Source organism: Caballeronia sp. NCF2 (assembly GCF_023631205.1).
GTDB classification, from domain to species: domain Bacteria; phylum Pseudomonadota; class Gammaproteobacteria; order Burkholderiales; family Burkholderiaceae; genus Caballeronia; species Caballeronia zhejiangensis.
In genome coordinates this window covers 32,261-52,461 of record NZ_JALQDN010000021.1, presented here as the reverse complement: position 1 = coordinate 52,461, position 20,201 = coordinate 32,261, and the positions used below count along the sequence as shown (strand labels likewise).

The 20,201-nt window shown below is 62.8% G+C and carries 22 protein-coding genes and 1 pseudogene; 14 read left to right on the top strand and 9 right to left on the bottom strand.

Going from position 1 to position 20,201, the window contains the following annotated elements; all coding sequences use genetic code 11:
- Window positions 1–99: pseudogene (locus tag NCS02_RS10460) on the top strand (electron transfer flavoprotein subunit alpha/FixB family protein); the annotation flags it as partial.
- 104 nt (window positions 100–203) lie between these two features.
- Window positions 204–1,994, top strand: a complete 1,791-nt coding sequence (locus tag NCS02_RS10455) for an acyl-CoA dehydrogenase (protein ID WP_250523064.1) — start codon at window positions 204–206, stop codon at window positions 1,992–1,994.
- A 59-nt stretch (window positions 1,995–2,053) separates the two neighbouring features.
- Here NCS02_RS10455 and NCS02_RS10450 read toward each other — a convergent pair whose 3' ends face one another.
- The gene (locus NCS02_RS10450; RefSeq protein WP_250502318.1) at window positions 2,054–3,346 is read right to left on the bottom strand and encodes a D-amino acid dehydrogenase; all 1,293 of its coding nucleotides are present in this window, start codon (window positions 3,344–3,346) and stop codon (window positions 2,054–2,056) included.
- 132 nt (window positions 3,347–3,478) lie between these two features.
- On the opposite strand from NCS02_RS10450, the gene NCS02_RS10445 reads away from it, so the two are divergent.
- On the top strand, window positions 3,479–3,967 hold the full coding sequence (locus tag NCS02_RS10445) for an Lrp/AsnC ligand binding domain-containing protein (protein ID WP_008342349.1): 489 nt from the start codon (window positions 3,479–3,481) through the stop codon (window positions 3,965–3,967).
- Window positions 3,968–4,035: 68 nt separating this feature from the next.
- A complete protein-coding gene (locus NCS02_RS10440) occupies window positions 4,036–5,163 on the top strand; it encodes a PA0069 family radical SAM protein (protein WP_250523063.1) in 1,128 nt (375 codons plus the stop codon).
- A 4-nt stretch (window positions 5,164–5,167) separates the two neighbouring features.
- On the opposite strand, the gene NCS02_RS10435 is transcribed toward NCS02_RS10440, so the two are convergent.
- Complete coding sequence (locus NCS02_RS10435; protein ID WP_034472686.1) at window positions 5,168–5,671, bottom strand: TM2 domain-containing protein; 504 nt, start codon at window positions 5,669–5,671, stop codon at window positions 5,168–5,170.
- 240 nt (window positions 5,672–5,911) lie between these two features.
- Here NCS02_RS10435 and rpsP point away from each other — a divergent pair, with 240 nt between their 5' ends.
- The 6 genes from rpsP to NCS02_RS10405 all read left to right on the top strand — a co-directional run bounded on the left by rpsP (window position 5,912) and on the right by NCS02_RS10405 (window position 10,143).
- Window positions 5,912–6,166 (top strand): 30S ribosomal protein S16, encoded by a 255-nt coding sequence (rpsP, locus tag NCS02_RS10430; protein WP_008342343.1) that lies wholly within the window; start codon window positions 5,912–5,914, stop codon window positions 6,164–6,166.
- Window positions 6,167–6,220: 54 nt separating this feature from the next.
- Window positions 6,221–6,967 (top strand): ribosome maturation factor RimM, encoded by a 747-nt coding sequence (rimM, locus tag NCS02_RS10425; RefSeq protein WP_250523062.1) that lies wholly within the window; start codon window positions 6,221–6,223, stop codon window positions 6,965–6,967.
- Between the two features lie 25 nt (window positions 6,968–6,992).
- Window positions 6,993–7,763: a tRNA (guanosine(37)-N1)-methyltransferase TrmD gene (gene trmD / locus NCS02_RS10420; protein ID WP_008342340.1), complete on the top strand. Its 771-nt coding sequence runs from the start codon at window positions 6,993–6,995 to the stop codon at window positions 7,761–7,763.
- 129 nt (window positions 7,764–7,892) lie between these two features.
- Window positions 7,893–8,282 (top strand): 50S ribosomal protein L19, encoded by a 390-nt coding sequence (gene rplS / locus NCS02_RS10415; protein WP_008342338.1) that lies wholly within the window; start codon window positions 7,893–7,895, stop codon window positions 8,280–8,282.
- Window positions 8,283–8,425: 143 nt separating this feature from the next.
- A complete protein-coding gene (locus tag NCS02_RS10410; RefSeq protein WP_250523061.1) occupies window positions 8,426–9,085 on the top strand; it encodes a CoA pyrophosphatase in 660 nt (219 codons plus the stop codon).
- Window positions 9,086–9,204: 119 nt separating this feature from the next.
- Window positions 9,205–10,143, top strand: coding sequence for a CobD/CbiB family protein (locus tag NCS02_RS10405; protein ID WP_008342334.1), 939 nt, complete (start codon window positions 9,205–9,207; stop codon window positions 10,141–10,143).
- Here NCS02_RS10405 and NCS02_RS10400 read toward each other — a convergent pair whose 3' ends face one another.
- The 3 genes from NCS02_RS10400 to NCS02_RS10390 are packed head-to-tail and all read right to left on the bottom strand — an operon-like array spanning window position 10,144 to window position 12,655.
- Complete coding sequence (locus tag NCS02_RS10400) at window positions 10,144–10,467, bottom strand: putative signal transducing protein (RefSeq protein ID WP_034472677.1); 324 nt, start codon at window positions 10,465–10,467, stop codon at window positions 10,144–10,146. It lies immediately after the preceding gene.
- A complete protein-coding gene (rsgA, locus tag NCS02_RS10395; RefSeq protein WP_250434988.1) occupies window positions 10,464–11,390 on the bottom strand; it encodes a ribosome small subunit-dependent GTPase A in 927 nt (308 codons plus the stop codon). The genes NCS02_RS10400 and rsgA overlap by 4 nt, the downstream gene beginning before the upstream one ends.
- Window positions 11,387–12,655, bottom strand: a complete 1,269-nt coding sequence (locus tag NCS02_RS10390; protein WP_008342330.1) for a M48 family metallopeptidase — start codon at window positions 12,653–12,655, stop codon at window positions 11,387–11,389. The genes rsgA and NCS02_RS10390 overlap by 4 nt, the downstream gene beginning before the upstream one ends.
- Before the next feature lie 103 nt (window positions 12,656–12,758).
- Here NCS02_RS10390 and orn point away from each other — a divergent pair, with 103 nt between their 5' ends.
- Complete coding sequence (orn, locus tag NCS02_RS10385) at window positions 12,759–13,367, top strand: oligoribonuclease (protein WP_033537098.1); 609 nt, start codon at window positions 12,759–12,761, stop codon at window positions 13,365–13,367.
- On the opposite strand, the gene mog is transcribed toward orn, so the two are convergent.
- Window positions 13,364–13,972 carry a molybdopterin adenylyltransferase gene (mog, locus tag NCS02_RS10380; RefSeq protein ID WP_250523060.1) on the bottom strand — a complete coding sequence of 203 codons (609 nt, stop codon included), beginning with the start codon at window positions 13,970–13,972 and terminating at the stop codon, window positions 13,364–13,366. The two genes, orn and mog, sit on opposite strands and share 4 nt — an antisense overlap.
- On the bottom strand, window positions 13,959–14,564 hold the full coding sequence (yjgA, locus tag NCS02_RS10375) for a ribosome biogenesis factor YjgA (RefSeq protein WP_034472813.1): 606 nt from the start codon (window positions 14,562–14,564) through the stop codon (window positions 13,959–13,961). Before yjgA ends, mog begins: the two co-directional genes overlap by 14 nt.
- Window positions 14,565–14,779: 215 nt before the next feature.
- Here yjgA and pmbA point away from each other — a divergent pair, with 215 nt between their 5' ends.
- The gene (gene pmbA / locus NCS02_RS10370; RefSeq protein WP_008342321.1) at window positions 14,780–16,150 is read left to right on the top strand and encodes a metalloprotease PmbA; all 1,371 of its coding nucleotides are present in this window, start codon (window positions 14,780–14,782) and stop codon (window positions 16,148–16,150) included.
- 62 nt (window positions 16,151–16,212) lie between these two features.
- On the opposite strand, the gene NCS02_RS10365 is transcribed toward pmbA, so the two are convergent.
- Together NCS02_RS10365 and NCS02_RS10360 are read right to left on the bottom strand one after the other, a co-directional pair.
- Window positions 16,213–16,710: a dihydrofolate reductase gene (locus NCS02_RS10365; RefSeq protein ID WP_008342320.1), complete on the bottom strand. Its 498-nt coding sequence runs from the start codon at window positions 16,708–16,710 to the stop codon at window positions 16,213–16,215.
- A gap of 101 nt (window positions 16,711–16,811) precedes the next feature.
- Window positions 16,812–17,012, bottom strand: a complete 201-nt coding sequence (locus NCS02_RS10360) for a hypothetical protein (protein WP_250502313.1) — start codon at window positions 17,010–17,012, stop codon at window positions 16,812–16,814.
- A 655-nt stretch (window positions 17,013–17,667) separates the two neighbouring features.
- On the opposite strand from NCS02_RS10360, the gene NCS02_RS10355 reads away from it, so the two are divergent.
- Both NCS02_RS10355 and NCS02_RS10350 read left to right on the top strand, forming a co-directional pair.
- On the top strand, window positions 17,668–19,047 hold the full coding sequence (locus NCS02_RS10355; RefSeq protein WP_250523059.1) for a sigma-54 dependent transcriptional regulator: 1,380 nt from the start codon (window positions 17,668–17,670) through the stop codon (window positions 19,045–19,047).
- A 150-nt stretch (window positions 19,048–19,197) separates the two neighbouring features.
- Window positions 19,198–20,169 (top strand): thymidylate synthase, encoded by a 972-nt coding sequence (locus NCS02_RS10350; protein WP_250523058.1) that lies wholly within the window; start codon window positions 19,198–19,200, stop codon window positions 20,167–20,169.
- Window positions 20,170–20,201: the final 32 nt, after the last annotated feature.

The window sequence follows — 20,201 nt, the reverse complement described above, 5'->3', positions numbered from 1 at the left end:
AACAAAGACCCCGAAGCGCCGATCTTCAGTGTCGCCGATTACGGTCTCGTCGGCGATCTGTTCTCGGTCGTGCCGGAACTGGTGAAAGAGCTCGGCTAACCGCGCCATGTGAGTCGAACACTCACCACAAAAATAAGAAAGGGCGCGACGAACGTTGCGCCCTTTTTTTGTACCCGAAAATTGAAACAGGAGGAGACAGGACGATGAGCTATCGCGCACCCGTCAAGGACATGTTGTTCGTAGTGAAGGAGCTGGCGGATATCGACCGCATCGCCGCGCTGCCCGGTCACGAAGACGCGGGCTTCGATACGGCGCAGGCCGTCGTCGAAGAAGCCGCGCGCTTTTGCAGCGAAGTAATCGCGCCGCTGAACGTCGAAGGCGATCGCAATCCAAGCGCCTGGGCGAACGGCGAAGTCACGACGACGCCCGGCTTCAAGAACGCGTTCCGCCAGTTCGCGGAAGGCGGCTGGCAAGGCGTCGTGCATCCGGCGGACTTCGGCGGACAGGGCTTGCCGAAGCTCATCGCGACGCCGTGCATCGAAGCGCTCAACTCGGCGAATCTCTCTTTCGCGCTGTGCCCGCTGCTCACCGACGGCGCAATCGAGGCGCTCCTCACCGCCGGCAGCGACGAGCAGAAGGCGCGCTATCTGCCGCAGTTCATTAGCGGCGAATGGACCGGCACGATGAACCTCACCGAGCCGCAGGCGGGTTCCGATCTCGCGCTCGTGCGCACGCGGGCCGAGCCGCAGGGCGATGGCACGTACAAGGTCTTCGGCACGAAAATCTTCATCACGTACGGCGAACACGACATGGCAAAGAACATCGTCCATCTCGTGCTCGCGCGCACGCCCGATGCGCCCGAGGGCGTGAAAGGCATCTCGCTCTTTCTCGTGCCGAAGTTCCTCGTCAATGACGACGGCTCGCTCGGCGAGCGCAACGACGTGCATTGCGTGTCGATCGAGCACAAGCTCGGCATCAAGGCGAGCCCGACGGCCGTGCTGCAATACGGCGATCACGGCGGGGCGACCGGGTATCTGATCGGCGAGGCGAATCGCGGCCTCGAATACATGTTCATCATGATGAACGCGGCGCGTTTTGCGGTCGGCATGCAGGGTGTCGCGATCGCCGAGCGCGCGTATCAACAGGCGGTCGCGTACGCGAAGGAGCGCGTGCAGAGCCGTCCCGTCGATGGCAGCGCGAAGGAGCCGGTGACGATCATCCATCACCCCGACGTGCGCCGCATGCTCTCGACGATGCGCGCCTACACCGAAGGCGCCCGCGCGCTCGCCTACGTCGCAGCGTCGCACAGCGATCTCGCGCACGGCCATCCGGACGACGACGCGAGGAAGAATCATCAGGCGATCTACGAATATCTCGTGCCGATCGTGAAGGGCTTTTCCACGGAAATGTCGGTCGATGTCGCGAGTATCGGCGTGCAGGTGCATGGCGGCATGGGCTACATCGAGGAGACGGGCGCGGCGCAGCATTATCGCGACGCGCGCATTCTGCCGATCTACGAAGGCACGACGGCGATTCAGGCGAACGACCTCGTCGGCCGCAAGACCGTGCGCGATGGTGGCCGTGCGGCGCAAGCGCTGCTCGCGCAGATCGATCAGACGATCGCCGCGCTCGCCGAAGTGGATGGCAAGCCGTTCAAGTCGATGCATCGACATTTGAGCGCGGGAAGTCTGTCGCTGGCGCGCGCGATCGAGTTCATCGTCGCGAAGTTCAAGAGCGATCCGAACGCGGTGTTCGCGGGCAGCGTGCCGTATCTGCGGCTTGCGGGCATCGTGTTGTCCGGATGGCAGATGGCGCGCGCGATGCTCGTCTCGCAGGCGAAACGCGCGGAAGACGAGCGCTTTCATTCCGCGAAGATCGCGACAGCCGAGTTTTTCGCGGAGCACATTCTGTCGCTGGCTCCTGGGATCGAGGCGTCCATCGTCAGCGCGAACGGCGGGGAAGGCGTGCTCGCACTCAGCGAAGATCAGTTCTAGAAACGACAAAGCGCCTTCATCGAAGGCGCCTTTGCTTTGCTTTGATGCGACAACGCGAATTACGCGTTCGCGTATCCCGGACGCGTCTTCACGCCGACGTCGCCGAAATAGCGATGCACCGAAAGGTCGTCCGCGCGGATCGCGGGCTGCTTGCCGGACATGAGATCGGCGAGCAATTGGCCGGAGCCGCATGACATCGTCCAGCCGAGCGTGCCGTGGCCCGTGTTCAGGAACAGGTTCGGCACCGGCGTGCGGCCGACGATCGGCGTGCCGTCAGGCGTCATCGGGCGCAGGCCGGTCCAGAACGTGGCGTTCGCGGTGTCGCCGCCGCCCGGGAAGAGGTCGTTCACGCACATTTCGAGCGTTTCGCGACGCGCCGCTTTCAGCTTCTTGTCGTATCCGACAATTTCCGCCATGCCGCCCACGCGGATGCGGTCGTCGAAACGCGTGATCGCGATCTTGTACGTTTCGTCGAGCACGGTCGACACAGGCGCGCGGTTCGCATCGACGATCGGCGCGGTAATCGAATAGCCCTTCAGCGGATAGACCGGAATCTTGACGAGATCGCCGAGCAGTTTCGGCGAATACGAGCCGAGCGCGACGACGTACGAATCCGCCGTCACCAGTTCCTTGCCGCACTGCACGCCGGCGATGCGGCCATTCGCGACGGCGAGCGCGTCGATCGACGTGTTGTAGCGGAACTTGACGCCGAGCGCTTCGGCCATTGCGGCGAGCCGCGTGGTGAACATCTGGCAGTCGCCGGTTTCATCGTTCGGCAGACGCAGACCGCCCGTCAGCTTCTGCGACACGGCGGCGAGCGCGGGTTCGGCCTTCTTGAGTTCGTCGGCGGTGAGCAGCTCGAACGGCACGTTCGCGTCTTTCAGCACGGCGATGTCCTTGCCCGCGCCATCGAATTGCTGCTGCGTACGGAACAGTTGCAGCGTGCCCCCCGTGCGGCCTTCATAGGAAATGCCCGTGTCCGCGCGCAGCGCCTGCAGGCAGTCGCGGCTGTATTCGGCGAGGCGGACCATGCGGCCCTTGTTCACCGTGTAGCGATCTTGCGTGCAGTTACGCAGCATTTGCCACATCCATTGCAACTGATTCATCGTGCCGTCGAGGCGGATCGCGAGCGGCGCGTGCTTTTCGAACATCCACTTCACGGCCTTCAGCGGCACGCCCGGCGCGGCCCACGGCGATGCATAACCGGGAGAGATCTGTCCGGCGTTCGCGAAACTCGTTTCGAGCGCGGGGCCGGCTTCGCGATCGATGACCGTGACTTCGTGGCCGGCGCGAGCAAGGTAATACGCGCTCGTCACGCCGACGACGCCGCTTCCGAGAATAACGATTCGCATGTGATCTCCAATTCGATTTCGCTGGACAGCCGGCCAAACCTGCGACACCCTGTCCGTCTAGTGTTATCGCCTATAGTATTGAGATCAAAGCAGTTTTAGTTATTGTATTTGGTCGATTTTCAGGAAAAAGAAATGCGAACGCAGCGAAATCCGGTCCGTACGCTCGACAAGCTCGATCACAAGATCTTGAACATCCTTCAGGAGGACGGCCGCATCGCGATGAAGGATCTGGCGGAACGCGTCGGATTGTCCGTGACGCCGTGTATCGAGCGCGTGAAACGCATGGAGCGCGACGGCGTCATCGTCGGCTATTACGCGCGCGTGAATCCGACTGAACTCGGCGCGGCGCTGCTCGTGTTCGTCGAGATCACGCTGGATCACAAAAGCGGCAACATGTTCGAGCAGTTCCGGCGCGAAGTGCAGAAGATTCCCGAAGTGCTCGAGTGTCATCTCGTGTCGGGCGATTTCGACTATCTGATCAAGGCGCGGATCGGCGAAATGGCGGACTATCGCAAGCTGCTCGGCGACATCCTGTTGCAACTGCCGGGCGCGGTTCAGTCGAAGAGCTATGTGGTGATGGAGGAGATCAAGGAGACGCTGAAGATTCTCGTCGAGACGTGATTTTTCGCTTGCGACGAAACGTCGATACTGTATATTTGTACAGTATCAATCGTTGGATTTTGTCGCAAATGTCATCGCCGGATCGTGAATATCCCGTCGCGCCGCCCGCTCCGTTGAAGGGGCGCGGCGCGGTCACGAACATCCAGGGCCGCTACGAGAAGGACGAGCGCGAGCGCGTCGACGACGGCTGGCTGCACGCCGCGGATGCCGAGGACGAGAGCGCACCGCCGCTGCGCACGCAGGTGTTCGAAGAGCGCGCCAAAACCATCCTCACGCGCAACAGTTCGCCGGATATTCCGTTCTCGGTATCGCTCAATCCCTATCGCGGATGCGAACACGGCTGCATCTACTGTTTCGCTCGTCCGACGCACAGCTATCTCGGACTGTCGCCCGGCCTCGATTTCGAAAGCCGCATTTACGCGAAGATCAATGCGCCCGAATTGCTCGAACGCGAACTGGCGAAGCCGAACTACGAGCCCGAGCCGATCGCGCTCGGCGTCAACACCGACGCGTATCAGCCGGTCGAACGGGATCTGCGACTCACGCGGCGCGTCATTCAGATGCTGCACGACTGCGGCCATCCGTTCGCGGCGATCACGAAGAGCTCGCTGATCGAGCGCGACATAGACCTACTCGCGCCGATGGCCGAACGCGGCCAGATGATGGCGGCGATCACAGTCACCACGCTCGATGCCGATATCGCGCGCACGCTCGAACCGCGCGCGGCCACACCTTCGCGGCGTCTGCGCACGATTCGCACGCTCGCGGAGGCGGGCATTCCAGTGGGCGTGAGCATCGCGCCGGTCATTCCGTTCGTGACGGAGCCGGACCTGGAGCGTGTGCTGGAAGCGTGCGCAGAGGCGGGCGCGACGACCGCGAGCTATATCGTGCTGCGTCTGCCATGGGAAGTCGCGCCGCTCTTCAAGGATTGGCTCGCCGCGCATTTTCCCGACCGCGCGGATCGCGTGATGAGCCGCGTGCGCGACATGCGCGGCGGCAAGGATTACGACTCGGATTTCTCGAAGCGCATGAAAGGCGAGGGCCTTTGGGCCGACATGCTGAAACAGCGCTTTCAGAAGGCGACGAAACGTCTTGGGCTTAATGCAAGACAGCGCGGGATTCTCGATATGTCCGAGTTTCAGCGACCGGCGAAACGGCCGCCGCCGCCGGCGAGCCCGCAGCTCGATTTGTTCTGACGTTCTATTGCGACAAAGTCTTCGCGGCTTCGACCTGGCCTTCGAAATAAGTCTGGAACGTGAGCGCGAGACCGGTCATCAGCAGAAATGCGCCGATCAGCAGCGAAAAGATCACGACGAAGATCACGGTCCAACCGGAGCGGCTTTCGCGTCCCGTGTGCGCGTTGAACTGCGCGTCCCACTTGGCGTCCGGGCGCAGGCCGTAGACGAGCGCGGAGAGGAAAGCCGCAAGCAGCGAGATTGACCCGGGAAACGCCAGCGCCCAGCCGAGAATCGACGTGCGCTCCGTTTCGGCGAGCAGCAGATAGCCGAACGCACCCATGACGATACCGACGATATGCGCCCAGCCGTACTTGTCGCGCATTCCATAGAGATAGAAGCGATGCAGTCCGATATAGCCGAACAGGAACGCCAGCGCGGCGGTCAGCGTTTTCGAGCGGAAGTATGGCGGAACCTGCTTGCCGGCCGGCTTGGAGCCGGATTGCGTGGCGACGGACGAGGAAGTCATCAGCGAAAGCGGTGGTGGATTGAGGCGGACGCCGGTCTGACATTTTACGCCTACCGCCGAGCACGCCGCCCATGGCACGTTGCCGCATCGGCGTGATTTCCGGTATCCGGCAACGCGCCGAATTCTTGTCGAACTTGCCGTCACATGCAAAAAATGCGTTAAGTGTTTGTTAGGGCGTCGGAATCCGGCTATAATCGCCTGTTCTCGTTGTTCCGAACCCCGGTTTTCAAGGATTTCAGCATGGTCATCATCCGCTTGGCTCGTGGCGGCTCGAAGAAGCGCCCGTTCTACAACATCGTCGCAACCGACTCGCGTAGCCGCCGTGACGGCCGCTTCATCGAGCGCGTGGGTTTCTACAACCCGGTCGCGACCAAGGGCGAATCGCTGCGCATCGCGCAAGATCGCCTGACGTACTGGCAAGGCGTTGGCGCGCAACTGTCGCCGACCGTCGAGCGTCTCGTCAAGCAAGCTCAGCAAGCCCAGCCGGCTGCTTGAGTTCGCTGAGCCGACGCTGTAGTAAACGCTCGAAACCTGCCCAAAGGTTCGCCGATGTCCGCGCGCGATTCTGAATCCGGCCGCGCATCGGAAAACATCGGCCGAACGAAGCCGGGGCAAGATGAAAGTTCCGCCACGTTTGGCGCGTTCGTCCGCAAGCCGGGCGCGCGCCGCGTGGCGGGCGACGTTTCGGGTAGCAACAAAGGCAGCGATAAAGGCAGCATTCAGCCGGAAGCCGCAATCGAGCGGGTCGAGGCTTTGCCCGAAGACGCCGTCGAAGTCGGTTTTATCGCCGATGCGTACGGTCTGAAGGGTTGGGTCAAGATCGTTCCGCACGCGAACGGCAAGCAGGGCGGCGACGCGCTGCTGAGCGCCAAACGCTGGTGGCTCGTCAAAGGCCGCGATCGCAAGTCCGCGCGCTGCCTGCAGTCGAAAGTGCACGCCGATACCATCGTCGCGCGTCTGGCCGGCTGCGATGACCGCGATGCGGCGCTCGCGCTGAAGGGCCATACGGTGAATATCGCGCGTGGCGATTTCCCGAAGCTCGACAGCGACGACGAATTCTACTGGGTCGATCTGATCGGCCTCGATGTCGAAAATGAAGCTGGCGTTGCGCTTGGTCGCGTCGCCGATCTGATCGACAACGGCGCGCATTCCATTCTGCGGATCGAATATCCGAATACGAACAAGGACGGCGCGCCCGTCACCGGCGAGCGGCTCATTCCGTTCGTCGGCGTATATGTGAAGACGGTGGACCGGGCGGCGAAGCGTATCGTCGTCGACTGGGACGCCGATTATTGAACATCGGCACGTTACGGAGAGAGCGATGCAGTTCGATGTCGTGACGCTCTTTCCCGAAATGTTTCGCGCGCTGACCGACTGGGGCATCACCAGCCGGGCGGTGAAGCAGGAGCGGTTCGGTCTGCGCACGTGGAATCCGCGCGATTTCACCACGGACAACTACCGCACCGTCGACGATCGCCCTTACGGCGGCGGCCCCGGCATGGTCATGCTGGCGCGCCCGCTGGAAGACGCGATCCACGCGGCGAAGGCTGCGCAGCGCGAGCAGGGCATCACGTCGACGCGCGTCGTGATGATGTCGCCGCAAGGTGCGAAGCTGGATCACGATCGCGTGATGCGATTCGCGCAGGAACCCGGTCTCGTATTGCTGTGCGGCCGTTACGAAGCGATCGATCAGCGCCTGATCGACCGTGAAGTGGACGAAGAAGTGAGCCTCGGCGACTTCGTGCTGTCCGGCGGAGAACTCCCCGCCATGGCGCTGATGGACGCCGTAGTGCGTCAGTTGCCGGGTGTGCTGAACGACGCGCAATCGGCGGTGCAGGACAGTTTCGTCGATGTGCTGCTCGATTGCCCGCACTACACGCGTCCGGAAGAGTACGACGGCGTGCGCGTTCCCGATGTGCTGCTCGGCGGCCATCACAAGGAAATCGACGCCTGGCGCAGGCGCGAAGCATTGCGCAACACATTCAACAAGCGGCCCGATCTGATCGAGCGGGCGCGTCGCAGCAAGATGTTGAGCCGTGCCGATGAGGCGTGGCTCGCAGAACTCGCGAAGGAAGCGTCGAAGCCCGCATAGGTTTCGAGCGGACGAGCGGGAAAATGGGGGCGTCGAGTGGTATCGGCGCCTGAAGCAAACCCATCCTCTACCGGGGCCTGACTCAATACAAGGCACACAACTCCGGCAAGATGGCACAAGGAGTCAGTAATGAATCTGATTGAGCAACTCGAGAAGGAAGAGATCGCACGCGTTCTGGGCGAGAAGAGCATCCCCGACTTCGCGCCGGGCGATACCGTCGTCGTCAACGTGAACGTGGTCGAAGGCACGCGCAAGCGTGTTCAGGCTTACGAAGGCGTCGTCATCGCGAAGCGTAACCGTGGCCTGAACTCGAACTTCATCGTCCGCAAGATCTCGTCGGGCGAAGGCGTCGAGCGTACGTTCCAGACCTACTCGCCGCTGCTCGCGAGCATCGTCGTGAAGCGTCGTGGCGATGTCCGCCGTGCGAAGCTCTACTACCTGCGCGAGCGTTCGGGCAAGTCGGCTCGAATCAAGGAAAAGCTGGTGTTCAAGGACAAGTCTGCTGCTTCCGCAGAGTAAGTCCCTCGCCAGACGCAGTACGAAAAAAGCACCCCTCGGGTGCTTTTTTCTTTGGTGTGTTCAAATTGAGGCTTCCACAGAACCGTTCTCGACCCGTGTCCACCGGAAAGACTTCGACTCCCCGCATCCTCGAACCCGAAACGATGCCCGTCCTCTCGACGGGCGAGACACTCCCGCCCGTTCCGCCCGAGCGCCTCACGCCTGAAGGCTTGCGCGCGCGTTTCGCGATGGATCTCGACTGGGCGCAGGAAGAGCGCGAGCAGCGCATCAAGGCGATCGGCGGCGATCCGCGCGTGGCGTCCGTGCTGGTGCCGCTCGTCGTGCGCGAGGGCGGCTTGACCGTGCTGCTGACGCAGCGCGCCGATCATCTGTCGGATCACGCGGGGCAGATCAGTTTTCCGGGCGGCCGACGCGAGCCCGAAGACGCCGATGCCGCCGCCACCGCGCTTCGCGAAGCCTACGAAGAGGTGGGGTTGGGCGCGGAGCATTGCGAGGTCATCGGCGCGATGCCCGAGTATCTGACGGGCACGGGTTTCAAGGTGACGCCGGTCGTCGCGCTCGTGAATCCGCCATTCACATTGAAGGCCGATACACGCGAAGTCGCCGATATCTTCGAAGTGCCGCTCGCGTGGCTCATGAATCCCGCGAATCATGAAGTGCGGGTCTTTCGCTGGGAAGGCGGCGAGCGTCGTTTTTTTTCCATGCCATACAGCCCCGGCGACGGGAAGGCTCCATATTTCATCTGGGGCGCAACGGCTGGCATGTTGCGCAATTTCTATCGCTTCCTCGTGGCTCGCGCGTGACGGCGCGAAAAGTCCGCGCCCTTGTTGCGCGTTGCGCAAATACTTAGCGCATTAAAGGCGTCGGGTGCTGTGCTATCGTTACGCGAAACTCGAACTATCCGACCGTTTCGGCGCTTCGCATGACTTTTTTCTCCGTATTGCTGGCTCTCGTCATTGAGCAGATGCGCGCGTTATCGCCGCACAATCCGATTTCGGCGTTGCTTCAATATCATGCGGAATCCACCGCGCACGGTTTCGATGCCGGCAAGGAGAAGCATGGCATCGTCGCGTGGCTCGTGGTCGTGCTGCCGTGGACGCTCTTCGTCGGGCTCGTCTATTACGTGCTCTATCGGATCAACTTCGTTCTGGCATTCTTCTGGAACGTAGTGATCGTCTATTTCACGCTCGGTTTCCGGCAGTTCAGCCACTATTTCACCGATATCCACCTCGCGCTCAACAACGACGACGTTCCGCGCGCGCGGGAAGTCCTGGCCGAGTGGACCGGCATCGATACGGTCGACATGCCCGTCAGCGAAATCGTCCGGCATACGCTGGTTCATGCGGTCGTGGCATCGCACCGGCACGTGTTCGGCGTGTTCTTCTGGTTTCTGATTCCGATCGGCCCGGCGGGCGCGGTGCTCTATCGCATCGCCGAATACCTCGCGCGCGCGTGGTCGAAGCCGAATCCCGAGCGCACCGCGGAGTTCTCGTCGTTCGCGCAACGCGCGTTCTTCATCATCGATTGGGTGCCCGCGCGTCTGACGTCGCTCGGTTTCGCGATCGTCGGCAATTTCGAGGACGCCATTTACGCGTGGCGCAATCACGCGCGCCAATGGCCGGACGCAAACGAAGGCGTGTTGCTGGCAGCGGGCAGCGGTGCGCTGGGCGCGCGTCTCGCGGGGCCGCTCGCCGAGCCGCTTTCGGTCGAAGCGCTTGCCGTCGGCGATGCCAGTCCGTTGCCCGTCGGCGACGATTGCACGCCGCGCACGCTGCAATCGGCTGTCGGCCTCGTATGGCGGGCAGTCATTTTGTGGATGTTGCTGCTGCTGATGCTGACGATCGCCGTGTGGCTGGCGTAATCAATCGTCGAGCGGATCGCGCGCCGTCTGGCAATTCCAGCAGACGGTGAACTGCGGCTCCAGCCACTCGCCGCAATGCTTGCACTTCCAGGGCCGGGCGTTCGCGTCCGGCCCTTTTCTCGCGCGCTCCAGAAGGCGCAAGGCCAGCGCTTCGTCGCGATCGTCGACGATCCAGATTTCCGGCGCGCACTGATCGGCCGGAATCTCCCCCATCGCGCCATTCAAATAACGGTTGTGCAACTCGCACGGCACGCCCGCGGCCGACAGCACGTTCACCCAATGCTGCGCCGTGATGAGATCGGGAGCGCGCGTGAGCCGCTTCATCGAACGATCTGGCTGGCTTCGTGCACGAGTTGCGCGTAGAGCGCGTGACGTTCGGGGCGAATCTTTCCCGCTTCGACGGCTTCGAGCACCGCGCATCCCGGCTCGTGCAGATGATGGCAGTTGTAGAAGCGGCAATGTCCGAGATAAGGCCGGAAATCGGCGAAGGCGCGCTCGAGCTGGCCTTCCGACAGATGATGCAGGCCGAATTCCTGAAAGCCCGGCGAATCGATCAGCGAGCCGCCGCCTGGCAGATCGTAGAGGCGCGTGAATGTGGTCGTATGACGGCCGCTGTTGAGCGCGGACGAAATCTCGCGTGTGGCCGCGTCGGCATCGGGGACGAGCAGGTTCACGAGCGTCGATTTGCCCATGCCGGATTGACCGAGCAGGATCGTCGAGCGGTCTTTGAGGCGTGCGTCGAGTTGCGGATGAACGTCGCCGGGCGCCATCTTCGCCGAGAGCTCGATCACCGTGTAGCCGAGTTCGCGATACGGCGCGAGACGTTCGCGCGCGAGCGGCAACGCGCTTTCGACATCGATCTTGTTCAATACGATCAGCGATTCCAGACCGTGCGCCTCGGCCGCGATCAGCGCGCGTCCGAGCAGGTCTTCGCTGAAATGCGGCTCGGTGGCGAGCACGATCAGAAGTTGATCGAGATTCGCCGCGAAGAGCTTCGACTTGAACTGATCCGAGCGATAGAGCAGATTGCGCCGTTCGGCGATCTCGACGATCACGCCCTGATCCGCCGACGACTGCTCGTAGAACACGCGATCGCCTACGGCCACCTCGCTTTTCTTGCCGCGCGGAAAGCACTGGAGCATCGCGCCGCCGTCTTCGGGCGTGACGAGATAGTGCCGCCCGTGCGCGGCGATCACCGTGCCTTCGAGCCGTGCCGCCGCACCTGACCGCTTGAACCCGCGCGTCATGCGGCGTGCTGCATCAGGCGGTCGATGCGCTGCGAGGCGGGCGGATGCGAGTAGTAGAACGCGGTGTAGATCGGATCGGGCGTGAGCGTCGACGCGTTGTCTTCATATAGCTTCACGAGTGCGTTCACGAGATCCTTCGGATCGGTCTGGCTGGCGGCGAAAGCATCGGCTTCGAACTCGTTCTTGCGCGATGTCAGGCTGCCGAGCGGCGTGATGAAGAACATGAACACGGGCAGCACGAGCATGAAGAGCACGAGCGCGAGCCCGTTGTTGCTGCCGACGAGCGACGGCCGCACGCCGAGACCTTCGTAGAACCACGTCGTCTGAATGAGCCAGCCGAGCAGCGCGAGCATCGCGAGGCTGATGCCGAACATGACGACCATCAGCTTCAGAACGTGACGGCGCTTGAAATGGCCGAGTTCGTGCGCGAGCACCGCTTCGATTTCGTTGCCGGAAAGCCGCGCGAGCAGCGTGTCGAAGAACACGATGCGCTTTGCCGCGCCGAAGCCGGTGAAGTACGCGTTGCCGTGCGCCGAGCGGCGGCTGCCGTCCATCACGAACAGGCCTTTCGCGGCGAAGCCCGTGCGCGACATCAGATTCGTGATGCGTGCGACGAGTGCTTCATCCTTCAGCGGTTCGAACTTGTTGAAGAGCGGCGCGATGAAGGTCGGATAGATGATCATCGCGAGCAGCTGGAAAGCCACCCAGACCATCCACGTCCACAGCCACCAGAAGGTGCCGGCGCGATCCATGAGCCAGAGCGTGAGCAGCAAGAGCGGCGCGCCGATCACGATGGCGAGCACCGTGCCCTTGACGAGATCGACGAAGAAGAGCTTCTTCGACATGCGATTGAAGCCGAACTTTTCCTCGATCACGAAATGGCGAATGTAGTCGAACGGCAGATCGATGACGCTCGTGATCGCCACCACCGACGCCACCAGCGCGATCTGTCCGAGATAGCCGCGGCCGAGCCAGTCCGAAATGGCGAGATCGAGCGCCTGGACGCCGCCGAGCAGCGTCAGCGCGACGAGCACGACCGCGCTCGTGACGACTTCGATCATGGTGAGGCGCGTGCGCTCGACGGTGTAATCCGCGGCGCGCTGATGCGCCGTGAGCGGGATCGTGCCGCTGAATTGCGCGGGCACGCCGTTGCGATGCGCGGCGACGTAGCGGATCTGGCGCGATGCGAGCCACAGCTTGGTCGAAACCATCGCGACGAGGGCGACGACGAAGATCGTCGAGAAGGCGAGAGTGAGGTTGGTCATCCGGGAATTCCGATTGAACTATGCGAGAATTATAGGTTCTAGGCCGTGCCGGCGCGCTCAGAAACTGTGCGGCATGGCTTTCCCATCTTTCAGGCCGCTTTTCATGACCGACATCTCCACCACGCCCGAATCAGAAGAAAACGCGCTCGCGCGCAGCGACATGAACCTCGTGTGGCTCGACATGGAGATGACCGGCCTCGATCCGGACAACGATCGCATCATCGAGATCGCGGTGGTCGTCACGAATTCGACGCTCGACAAGATGGTCGAAGGCCCGGTCCTCGCGATTCATCAGACGGAAGAAGCGCTCGGCCGCATGGACGAGTGGAATCGCAACACGCACGGCCGCTCGGGGCTGACGGAGCGCGTGAAGGCGTCGACGGTCGATGAAGCCGAAGCCACGCGCCAGATCCGCGATTTTCTCGGGGCTTACGTGCCGCCCGGCAAGTCGCCGATGTGCGGCAACTCGATCTGCCAGGACCGCCGCTTCATGGCGCGCTGGATGCCCGAACTGGAGACGTTCTTCCACTATCGCAATCTCGACGTCAGCACGTTGAAGGAACTGTGCCGCCGCTGGCAGCCGGCGATTTACAAGGGCTTTCAGAAGCGTGCGATGCACACGGCGCTCGCCGATATCCACGAGTCGATCGACGAGCTCAAGTACTACCGCCAGCATTTCCTGATTCCGTCGGCGAGCGCAGCCGCGTCCTAATTCTTCCGCGGGCGGATCGCGCTCTTCGGACGAAACGCGGCGACCACTTCCGGCCGCGTTTCGATATACGGCCCGCCGATCAGATCGATGCAATACGGCACGGCCGCGAAAATGCCCGGCACTTTCGTTCTGCCGTCTGCGTCTTTCAGACCTTCGAGCGTTTCGCGGATCGACTTCGGCTGGCCCGGCAGATTGATGATGAGCGCAGCGTGGTCTTCCGTTTCGCGAATCACCGCGACTTGCCGCGAGAGAATGGCCGTCGGCACGAAATTCAGGCTGATCTGGCGCATCTGCTCGCCGAAGCCGGGCATCGGCTTGGTGGCGACGGCGAGCGTCGCCTCGGGCGTCACGTCGCGGCGGGACGGGCCGGTGCCGCCTGTCGTCAGCACCAGATCGCAGCGGTGCGTATCGACGAGCTCGACGAGCGTCGCGGAAATGGTCGCGGCGTCGTCGTGAATCAGCCGCGTCTCGGCCCGAAACGGCGTCGAGAGCGCCGCGCCGAGCCACTCGACGAGCGACGGCAAGCCCTTGTCCTCGTAGACGCCGGAAGACGCGCGATCGCTGATCGACACCAGTCCGACTATCAGTTCGTCACGCGTCGTCATCGCGATCGTCCTCGTCGTCTTCGACATCGTCGTCTTGCGCGCCCGACGCGTTCTTGATCCACTGGAAGAGCTCGCGGTAATAGCGCGGCGGCTTTTGCTGCTCGCGCTCCTTGCGCGCGTTGCGGATCAGCGTGCGGCCTTCCTGCGGATCGACGCCCGGATGCGTGCGGATGAATTCGGTGAGCGCGGCGTCATCGGCGAGCAATTGTTCGCGCGTGCGCTCGATCCAGTGCATGCGCGCGGTTTCGGCCTTGTTCACGCCGCGATGGGTGTCGAGCGCGGTGCGCAGCGCGGCGACTTCGTCTTCGGTCAGCGAGCGCATGACCTTGCCGACGTACTGCAACTGACGGCGCTTGCCTTCGTGATCGGTGATGCGGCGTGCCTCGCGCACGGCGTCGCCGAGATCCTCGGGCATCGGCATGCGTTTGAGCGCATCCTTGGGCAGCGCGATGAGCGCTTCCCCCAGCTCCTGCAGCGCGTGCATTTCGCGCTTGAGCTGGGATTTGCTCGGACGGTCGTAGCCGTTTTCGTCGGCCTCGCGATCGTCGTCGCGGCCGGAATCGATCGGTTGAATGCGGGTTTTACGGTTCATCCCGACATTGTAGCTTGCGCCCGCATCGCTTTTGCCGGGTCGCGGCCGGCGCTGCGACAAACCTTGGCGGGTGAATGCACGCCGTCCTTGCTATGATCGCGTGATACGCCGGTCCCGCTTTGCGATGCTCGACGACGAGCGCATCTGGCAGGGAATCCCGAAGCAATCACGACATGCGCGGGCGCGACACGCCCGACTTCCAAAGGCAACCAAAAATGGCAGCAGACATGGACGTCAAGCAACGCTACTTCCCGCATACGCAGGATGAGCTGAAGGAGATCGCCTCCGACATCCTGCGCTACGCGAAGGAACTCGGCGCGAGCGATGCGGCCACCGAGATCTCCGAGGGCGACGGCCTGTCGGTGAGCGTGCGGCGCGGCGAAGTGGAGACCATCGAGCACAATCGCGACAAGATGGTCGGCGTGACCGTGTTCATCGGCAAGAAGCGCGGCAACGCGAGCACTGCGGACTTCACGCGCGACGCATTGCGCGACACGGTCGCGGCCGCGTACAACATCGCGCGCTTCACGGCGGAGGACAGCGCGGCCGGCCTCGCGGAAGCCGAGTTGCTGGAAAAGTCGCCGCAGGACCTCGATCTTTATCACCCGTGGGACATCGACGCCGAAGAGGCCGCCGAGATCGCGCGCCGCGCGGAGGCCGCAGCGTTCGCCGTCGACAAGCGCGTGACCAATTCGGAAGGCGCGAGCGTTTCCGCGCAGCATTCGCAGTTCGTGCTCGCGACGTCGCGCGGCTTCATGGCGGGCTATCCGTACTCGCGTCACTACATTGCGTGCGCGCCGATCGCCGCGGCCGGCCGCGACATGCAGCGCGACGACTGGTACACGTCCAAACGCGATGCATCCGCGCTTGCGGCGCCCGAAGCCGTCGGCCGCTACGCCGCCGAGCGGGCGCTCGCGCGGCTCAACGCGAAGAGCCTCGACACGCGCAAGTGCCGCGTGCTGTTCGAAGCGCCGCTCGCGGCGGGCATTCTCGGCGCGTTCGTGCAGTCGGTGAGCGGCGGCGCGTTGTATCGCAAGACTACGTTCCTTGTCGACAGCCTCGGCAAGCCGGTGTTCGCGCCGCATATCCAGATCGTCGAGGATCCGCATGTGAAGGGCGGCATGGGCAGCGCCCCGTTCGACGAAGAAGGCGTGCGTACGCAACGCCGTAACGTCGTCGAGGATGGCGTCGTGCAGGGCTATTTCCTCTCGACGTACTCCGCGCGCAAGCTCGGCATGCAGACGACCGGCAACGCGGGCGGCTCGCACAATCTGACGATGACGAGCGCGCACACGAAGCCCGAGGACGACTTCGAAGCGATGCTGAAGAAGCTCGATACCGGCCTCCTGCTTACCGAACTGATGGGGCAAGGCGTGAACTACGTGACGGGCGACTACTCGCGCGGCGCGTCGGGTTTCTGGGTCGAGAACGGCAAGATCGTGCATGCCGTCGAGGAAATCACCGTGGCGAGCACGCTGCAGGAGATGTTCCGCCATATCGAGGCAATCGGCGCGGATACCGTCGTGCGCGGCACGAAGGAAATCGGCTCGGTGCTGATCGAGCGGATGACGGTCGCGGGCCAGTAAGCCGCGCCGGTCGAGAAGAGAAAGGCTCCGGAGCGCATCCGGAGCCTTTTTTCATTCCGGCTTCATTCCGACGAGGCGATGCGCTCGTAGGTCACGAAGGCGAACGCGAAATCGTTCGGCGCCGCTGCGCGATGCGGCTCGCGCGACACTTCGCGCCACAACTCGGGATCGGGCGCCGGAAAGCGCGTGTCGCCATCGAAATCGGCGTCGATCTCGGTGACGATCATCTTGTCCGCACGCGCAATGGCATCCTGATACAACTGCGCGCCGCCGATCAGAAACGCTTCCTTCGCCGGTTCGAGCGCGAGCGCCGCTTCGAGGCTCGTCACGACATCGCAGCCTTCGTAGCGCCGGGTGCCGTCGCGCGACACGACGATATTGCGCCGCCCCGGCAGCGCCCTGCCGATGGATTCATGCGTCTTGCGGCCCATGATGATGGGCGCGCCCATCGTCGTGCGCTTGAAGAAGGCGAGATCCTCGGGCAGGCGCCAGGGCAGTTGGTTTTCGCGTCCGATCACGCCATTGCGCGCGCGGGCGACGATCAGAGTCAGCGTCGTCATGGAATAGAAGTCCGGCAAGCTGGCGCGCGCGGGCAGCGCGGCCGGGTGACGATTCTAACCGACGCTTGCGGCGCGGCCAGCGCTCGGCGCGCCGCGCGGGCCTACGCCTCCGGCGCTTCGTCGCCGAGCGGCAGCGTCGTGTGCCATGGGGGCGGCGCGATCTCGTCCCATAGCGTCACGCTGACGCCCGAGCCAGTCGGACGATCGTCGGGCAGGCCCGACGCGGCGGATTCGTCCGCGTTCTCGCCATTTTGATGCGCGTCGGTTGTTTCTCCGCGCCTTAAAGTACTATCGCGTGCCATCGTGACGACATAACCAAGTAATAAATTCCCGCCACGGAAATATCCGGAAATAAAGTAATCGCTTTCTCGGTAAAACGATTAAGCGGGAGTCGAATGCAGGGATAAAGATGAACGCTCGTTCGGCAGCGAGTATTTCTTACCTTCGAGCGCGGTTCTATTGGAGCGAATTGCGTGCCATGTCCGGCAGAGCGTTGCTGCGCAATGAATCGCGAAAATCCGACGAAAGTCCGCAGCAAAAATTCGGCTGTAAACGTTTCACTGCTGAAACATGAAGGCAGAAAAACGTGAACTTCCGGCGAAATCGGTATAAGATTTTGTCTTATTAAATTGTGCGCAATCTCGTTGATAATCGTGTGAGAAATTCTTGCCAAGGCCGTCCTGTCAAGGTTTTGTGGCTAATCCGGCGACTCTCGCGATATTTGTTTCCGGGGTTTCTGGGTTATAGTAGTCTCTCAAAAACGGCGCAGAATCAGACATAAAGGGTTTCGTGGAAGGGTGCGTGGTGTTTCGCGCCGTGTCCCGGGGGCGACGGTTCGAATGGCAAATCCTCTCCAGACGTTTGCGAGCAACGTGCGAGGGCAACGAAGTTTGCGATGTAGCGCGAGCCTTGAACTACGTGACCTTTTCAACGAATGTTGAACAAAGGATCTGAATAATGGACGTCGCTCGGCGGCAACTCATCTATGTGACTCGCGATCCAAGCGACACGCTGTGCGCGCGATTCGAGGAGCGCGGTTGGCATATCGAAATCGTCGCGAACGCGCGCGACACGCGCAAGGCTTTGCGCAGCGATCTGGCGACCGGCGGGCTGCTCGATCTGTCGAGTCATTTCGAATCTCATGAACTGGCGGCGTTCGAATCGTCGCTGACGATGACCAACGTGGGCTGGGTCGCGGCCACGGTTGCCGGACAACTCGAAGACGCTGCCGTGCGGCGTCTCATTCGCGACTATTGCTTCGATTACGTGACGCTGCCGACGTCCAACGACCGCATCGTCGATTCCGTCGGTCATGCGTACGGCATGGTTTCGCTGCATGACGCCGCGTCGAACGATGCGCGCAGCGAGGGCCGCGCCGAGGGCGAAATGGTCGGTTCGTGCGACGCGATGCTCGCGCTCTTCCGCTCGATCCGCAAGGTCGCGATGACCGATGCGCCCGTGTTCATCTCCGGCGAATCCGGCACCGGCAAGGAACTCACGGCTGTTGCCATTCACGAGCGCTCGGCGCGCCGCGATCAGCCGTTCGTGGCGATCAACTGTGGCGCGATTCCCGCGCATCTGCTGCAATCGGAGCTCTTCGGTTACGAACGCGGCGCTTTCACGGGCGCGAATCAACGCAAGATCGGCCGTGTCGAAGCGGCCAATGGCGGCACGCTGTTCCTCGATGAAATCGGCGACCTGCCGCTCGAAAGCCAGGCGAGCCTGTTGCGCTTCCTGCAGGAGCGCAAGGTGGAGCGCCTCGGCGGACACGGCTCGACGCCCGTCGACGTGCGCATCATTTCCGCGACGCACGTCGACATGCAGACCGCGATGATCGAAGGGCGCTTTCGCGCGGACCTGTATCACCGGCTGTGCGTGCTGCAGATCGACGAGCCGCCGCTGCGCGCGCGCGGCAAGGACATCGAGCTGCTCGCGAAGCACATGCTCGACCGCTTCAAGAAGGACGCGAGCCGTCGGCTGCGCGGATTCTCGCCGGATGCGATCGCCGCGATCCACAACTACGGCTGGCCGGGCAACGTGCGCGAGCTTATCAACCGCGTGCGGCGCGCCATCGTGATGTCGGAAGGGCGTCAGATTACAGCGCGCGATCTCGAACTCGGCGAATACGTCGAAGTCGCGCCGGTCTCGCTCGCACAGGCGCGCGAGGCCGCCGAACGACAGGCGATCGAACTCGCGCTGCTGCGCCATCGCGGGCGTCTTGGCGACGCCGCGCACGAATTGGGCATCTCGCGCGTGACGCTGTATCGGCTGTTGAGCGCGCATGGCATGCGTCACATCGAGGTCGATGCGCCCTCGGAACACGCCACGCGCGGCTGACAGCCAGGTCGCGGACGAACACCGGACGGGCGCCACAAGGCGCCCGTTTTTTCGTGCCGCTGCACTAAGCGCCCGCATCCAGCGCTTGGTAAAATCGATCGTTTACGCCTTCCGCTCGCGAGGGCGCGCAGCGTACCCAGGGAACATCGAATGAAACAGTATCTCGAGCTCGTCCAGACGATTCTCGATACCGGCACTTGGCAGGAAAACCGCACGGGCATCCGCACGATCAGCATGCCCGGCGCGATGCTGCGTTTCGACCTGCAGCAAGGCTTCCCGGCCGTGACCACGAAAAAGCTCGCGTTCAAGTCGGCGATCGGCGAACTCGTGGGCTTTCTGCGCGCGTCGAAGAGCGCGGCGGACTTTCGCGCGCTCGGCTGCAAGGTGTGGGACGCCAACGCCAACGAGAATCCGGAGTGGCTCGAGAATCCGTATCGCCAGGGTCCGGACGATCTCGGCGACGTCTACGGCGTGCAGTGGCGCAAGTGGCCCGCGTACAAGCTCGTCGACGCCTGCGCGGGCGACCAGATCGCCGACGCCACGAATCGCGGCTATCAGCTCGTGACGAGTTTCGTCGAAAACGGGCGCGAGCAGGTGCTGCTGTACAAGGCGATCGATCAGTTGCGTCAATGTCTCGACACGATCATCGAGCGCCCGACCGACCGGCGCATTCTGTTTCACGCGTGGAATCCGGCGAAGCTCGACGAGATCGCGCTGCCCGCGTGCCATCTGCTGTATCAGTTCATCCCGAACGCGGTGACGCGCGAGATTTCGCTGTGTCTGTACATTCGCAGCAACGACGTCGGCCTCGGCACGCCGTTCAATCTGACCGAAGGCGCGGCGCTCCTGCATCTCGTCGGACGGCTGACGGGCTACAAGCCGCGCTGGTTCACGTACTTCATCGGCGACGCGCATATCTACGAAAACCAGCTCGACATGCTGCACGAGCAACTGAGGCGCGAGCCGCTGCCTTCGCCGCAACTGATCATCTCCGATCGCGTGCCGGATTACGCGGTGACGAAGCGCTATGAACCGGAATGGCTGGAGAAGATCGAGCCGAAGGATTTCGCGCTCGAAGGCTACAAGCATCACGACGCACTCACGGCGCCGATGGCCGTATAAGCCGGGTTTCGTCGGTTTGCACAAGAAAACGC

Excerpts from the sequence above, each read along its gene's own strand:
- NCS02_RS10390 (WP_008342330.1), bottom strand. The coding sequence starts at position 12,655 with ATGACCAACCTCACTCTCGCCTTCTCGACGATCTTCGTCGTCGCCCTC.
- rplS (WP_008342338.1), top strand. The coding sequence starts at position 7,893 with ATGAATCTGATTGAGCAACTCGAGAAGGAAGAGATCGCACGCGTTCTG.
- pmbA (WP_008342321.1), top strand. The coding sequence starts at position 14,780 with ATGGCAGCAGACATGGACGTCAAGCAACGCTACTTCCCGCATACGCAG.
- NCS02_RS10360 (WP_250502313.1), bottom strand. The coding sequence starts at position 17,012 with ATGGCACGCGATAGTACTTTAAGGCGCGGAGAAACAACCGACGCGCAT.
- NCS02_RS10440 (WP_250523063.1), top strand. The coding sequence starts at position 4,036 with ATGTCATCGCCGGATCGTGAATATCCCGTCGCGCCGCCCGCTCCGTTG.
- NCS02_RS10405 (WP_008342334.1), top strand. The coding sequence starts at position 9,205 with ATGACTTTTTTCTCCGTATTGCTGGCTCTCGTCATTGAGCAGATGCGC.
- NCS02_RS10365 (WP_008342320.1), bottom strand. The coding sequence starts at position 16,710 with ATGACGACGCTGACTCTGATCGTCGCCCGCGCGCGCAATGGCGTGATC.
- NCS02_RS10355 (WP_250523059.1), top strand. The coding sequence starts at position 17,668 with ATGGACGTCGCTCGGCGGCAACTCATCTATGTGACTCGCGATCCAAGC.
- NCS02_RS10450 (WP_250502318.1), bottom strand. The coding sequence starts at position 3,346 with ATGCGAATCGTTATTCTCGGAAGCGGCGTCGTCGGCGTGACGAGCGCG.
- NCS02_RS10400 (WP_034472677.1), bottom strand. The coding sequence starts at position 10,467 with ATGAAGCGGCTCACGCGCGCTCCCGATCTCATCACGGCGCAGCATTGG.
- NCS02_RS10435 (WP_034472686.1), bottom strand. The coding sequence starts at position 5,671 with ATGACTTCCTCGTCCGTCGCCACGCAATCCGGCTCCAAGCCGGCCGGC.
- mog (WP_250523060.1), bottom strand. The coding sequence starts at position 13,972 with ATGACGACGCGTGACGAACTGATAGTCGGACTGGTGTCGATCAGCGAT.
- rpsP (WP_008342343.1), top strand. The coding sequence starts at position 5,912 with ATGGTCATCATCCGCTTGGCTCGTGGCGGCTCGAAGAAGCGCCCGTTC.
- orn (WP_033537098.1), top strand. The coding sequence starts at position 12,759 with ATGACCGACATCTCCACCACGCCCGAATCAGAAGAAAACGCGCTCGCG.
- trmD (WP_008342340.1), top strand. The coding sequence starts at position 6,993 with ATGCAGTTCGATGTCGTGACGCTCTTTCCCGAAATGTTTCGCGCGCTG.
- rsgA (WP_250434988.1), bottom strand. The coding sequence starts at position 11,390 with ATGACGCGCGGGTTCAAGCGGTCAGGTGCGGCGGCACGGCTCGAAGGC.
- rimM (WP_250523062.1), top strand. The coding sequence starts at position 6,221 with ATGTCCGCGCGCGATTCTGAATCCGGCCGCGCATCGGAAAACATCGGC.
- yjgA (WP_034472813.1), bottom strand. The coding sequence starts at position 14,564 with ATGAACCGTAAAACCCGCATTCAACCGATCGATTCCGGCCGCGACGAC.
- NCS02_RS10410 (WP_250523061.1), top strand. The coding sequence starts at position 8,426 with ATGCCCGTCCTCTCGACGGGCGAGACACTCCCGCCCGTTCCGCCCGAG.
- NCS02_RS10455 (WP_250523064.1), top strand. The coding sequence starts at position 204 with ATGAGCTATCGCGCACCCGTCAAGGACATGTTGTTCGTAGTGAAGGAG.
- NCS02_RS10350 (WP_250523058.1), top strand. The coding sequence starts at position 19,198 with ATGAAACAGTATCTCGAGCTCGTCCAGACGATTCTCGATACCGGCACT.
- NCS02_RS10445 (WP_008342349.1), top strand. The coding sequence starts at position 3,479 with ATGCGAACGCAGCGAAATCCGGTCCGTACGCTCGACAAGCTCGATCAC.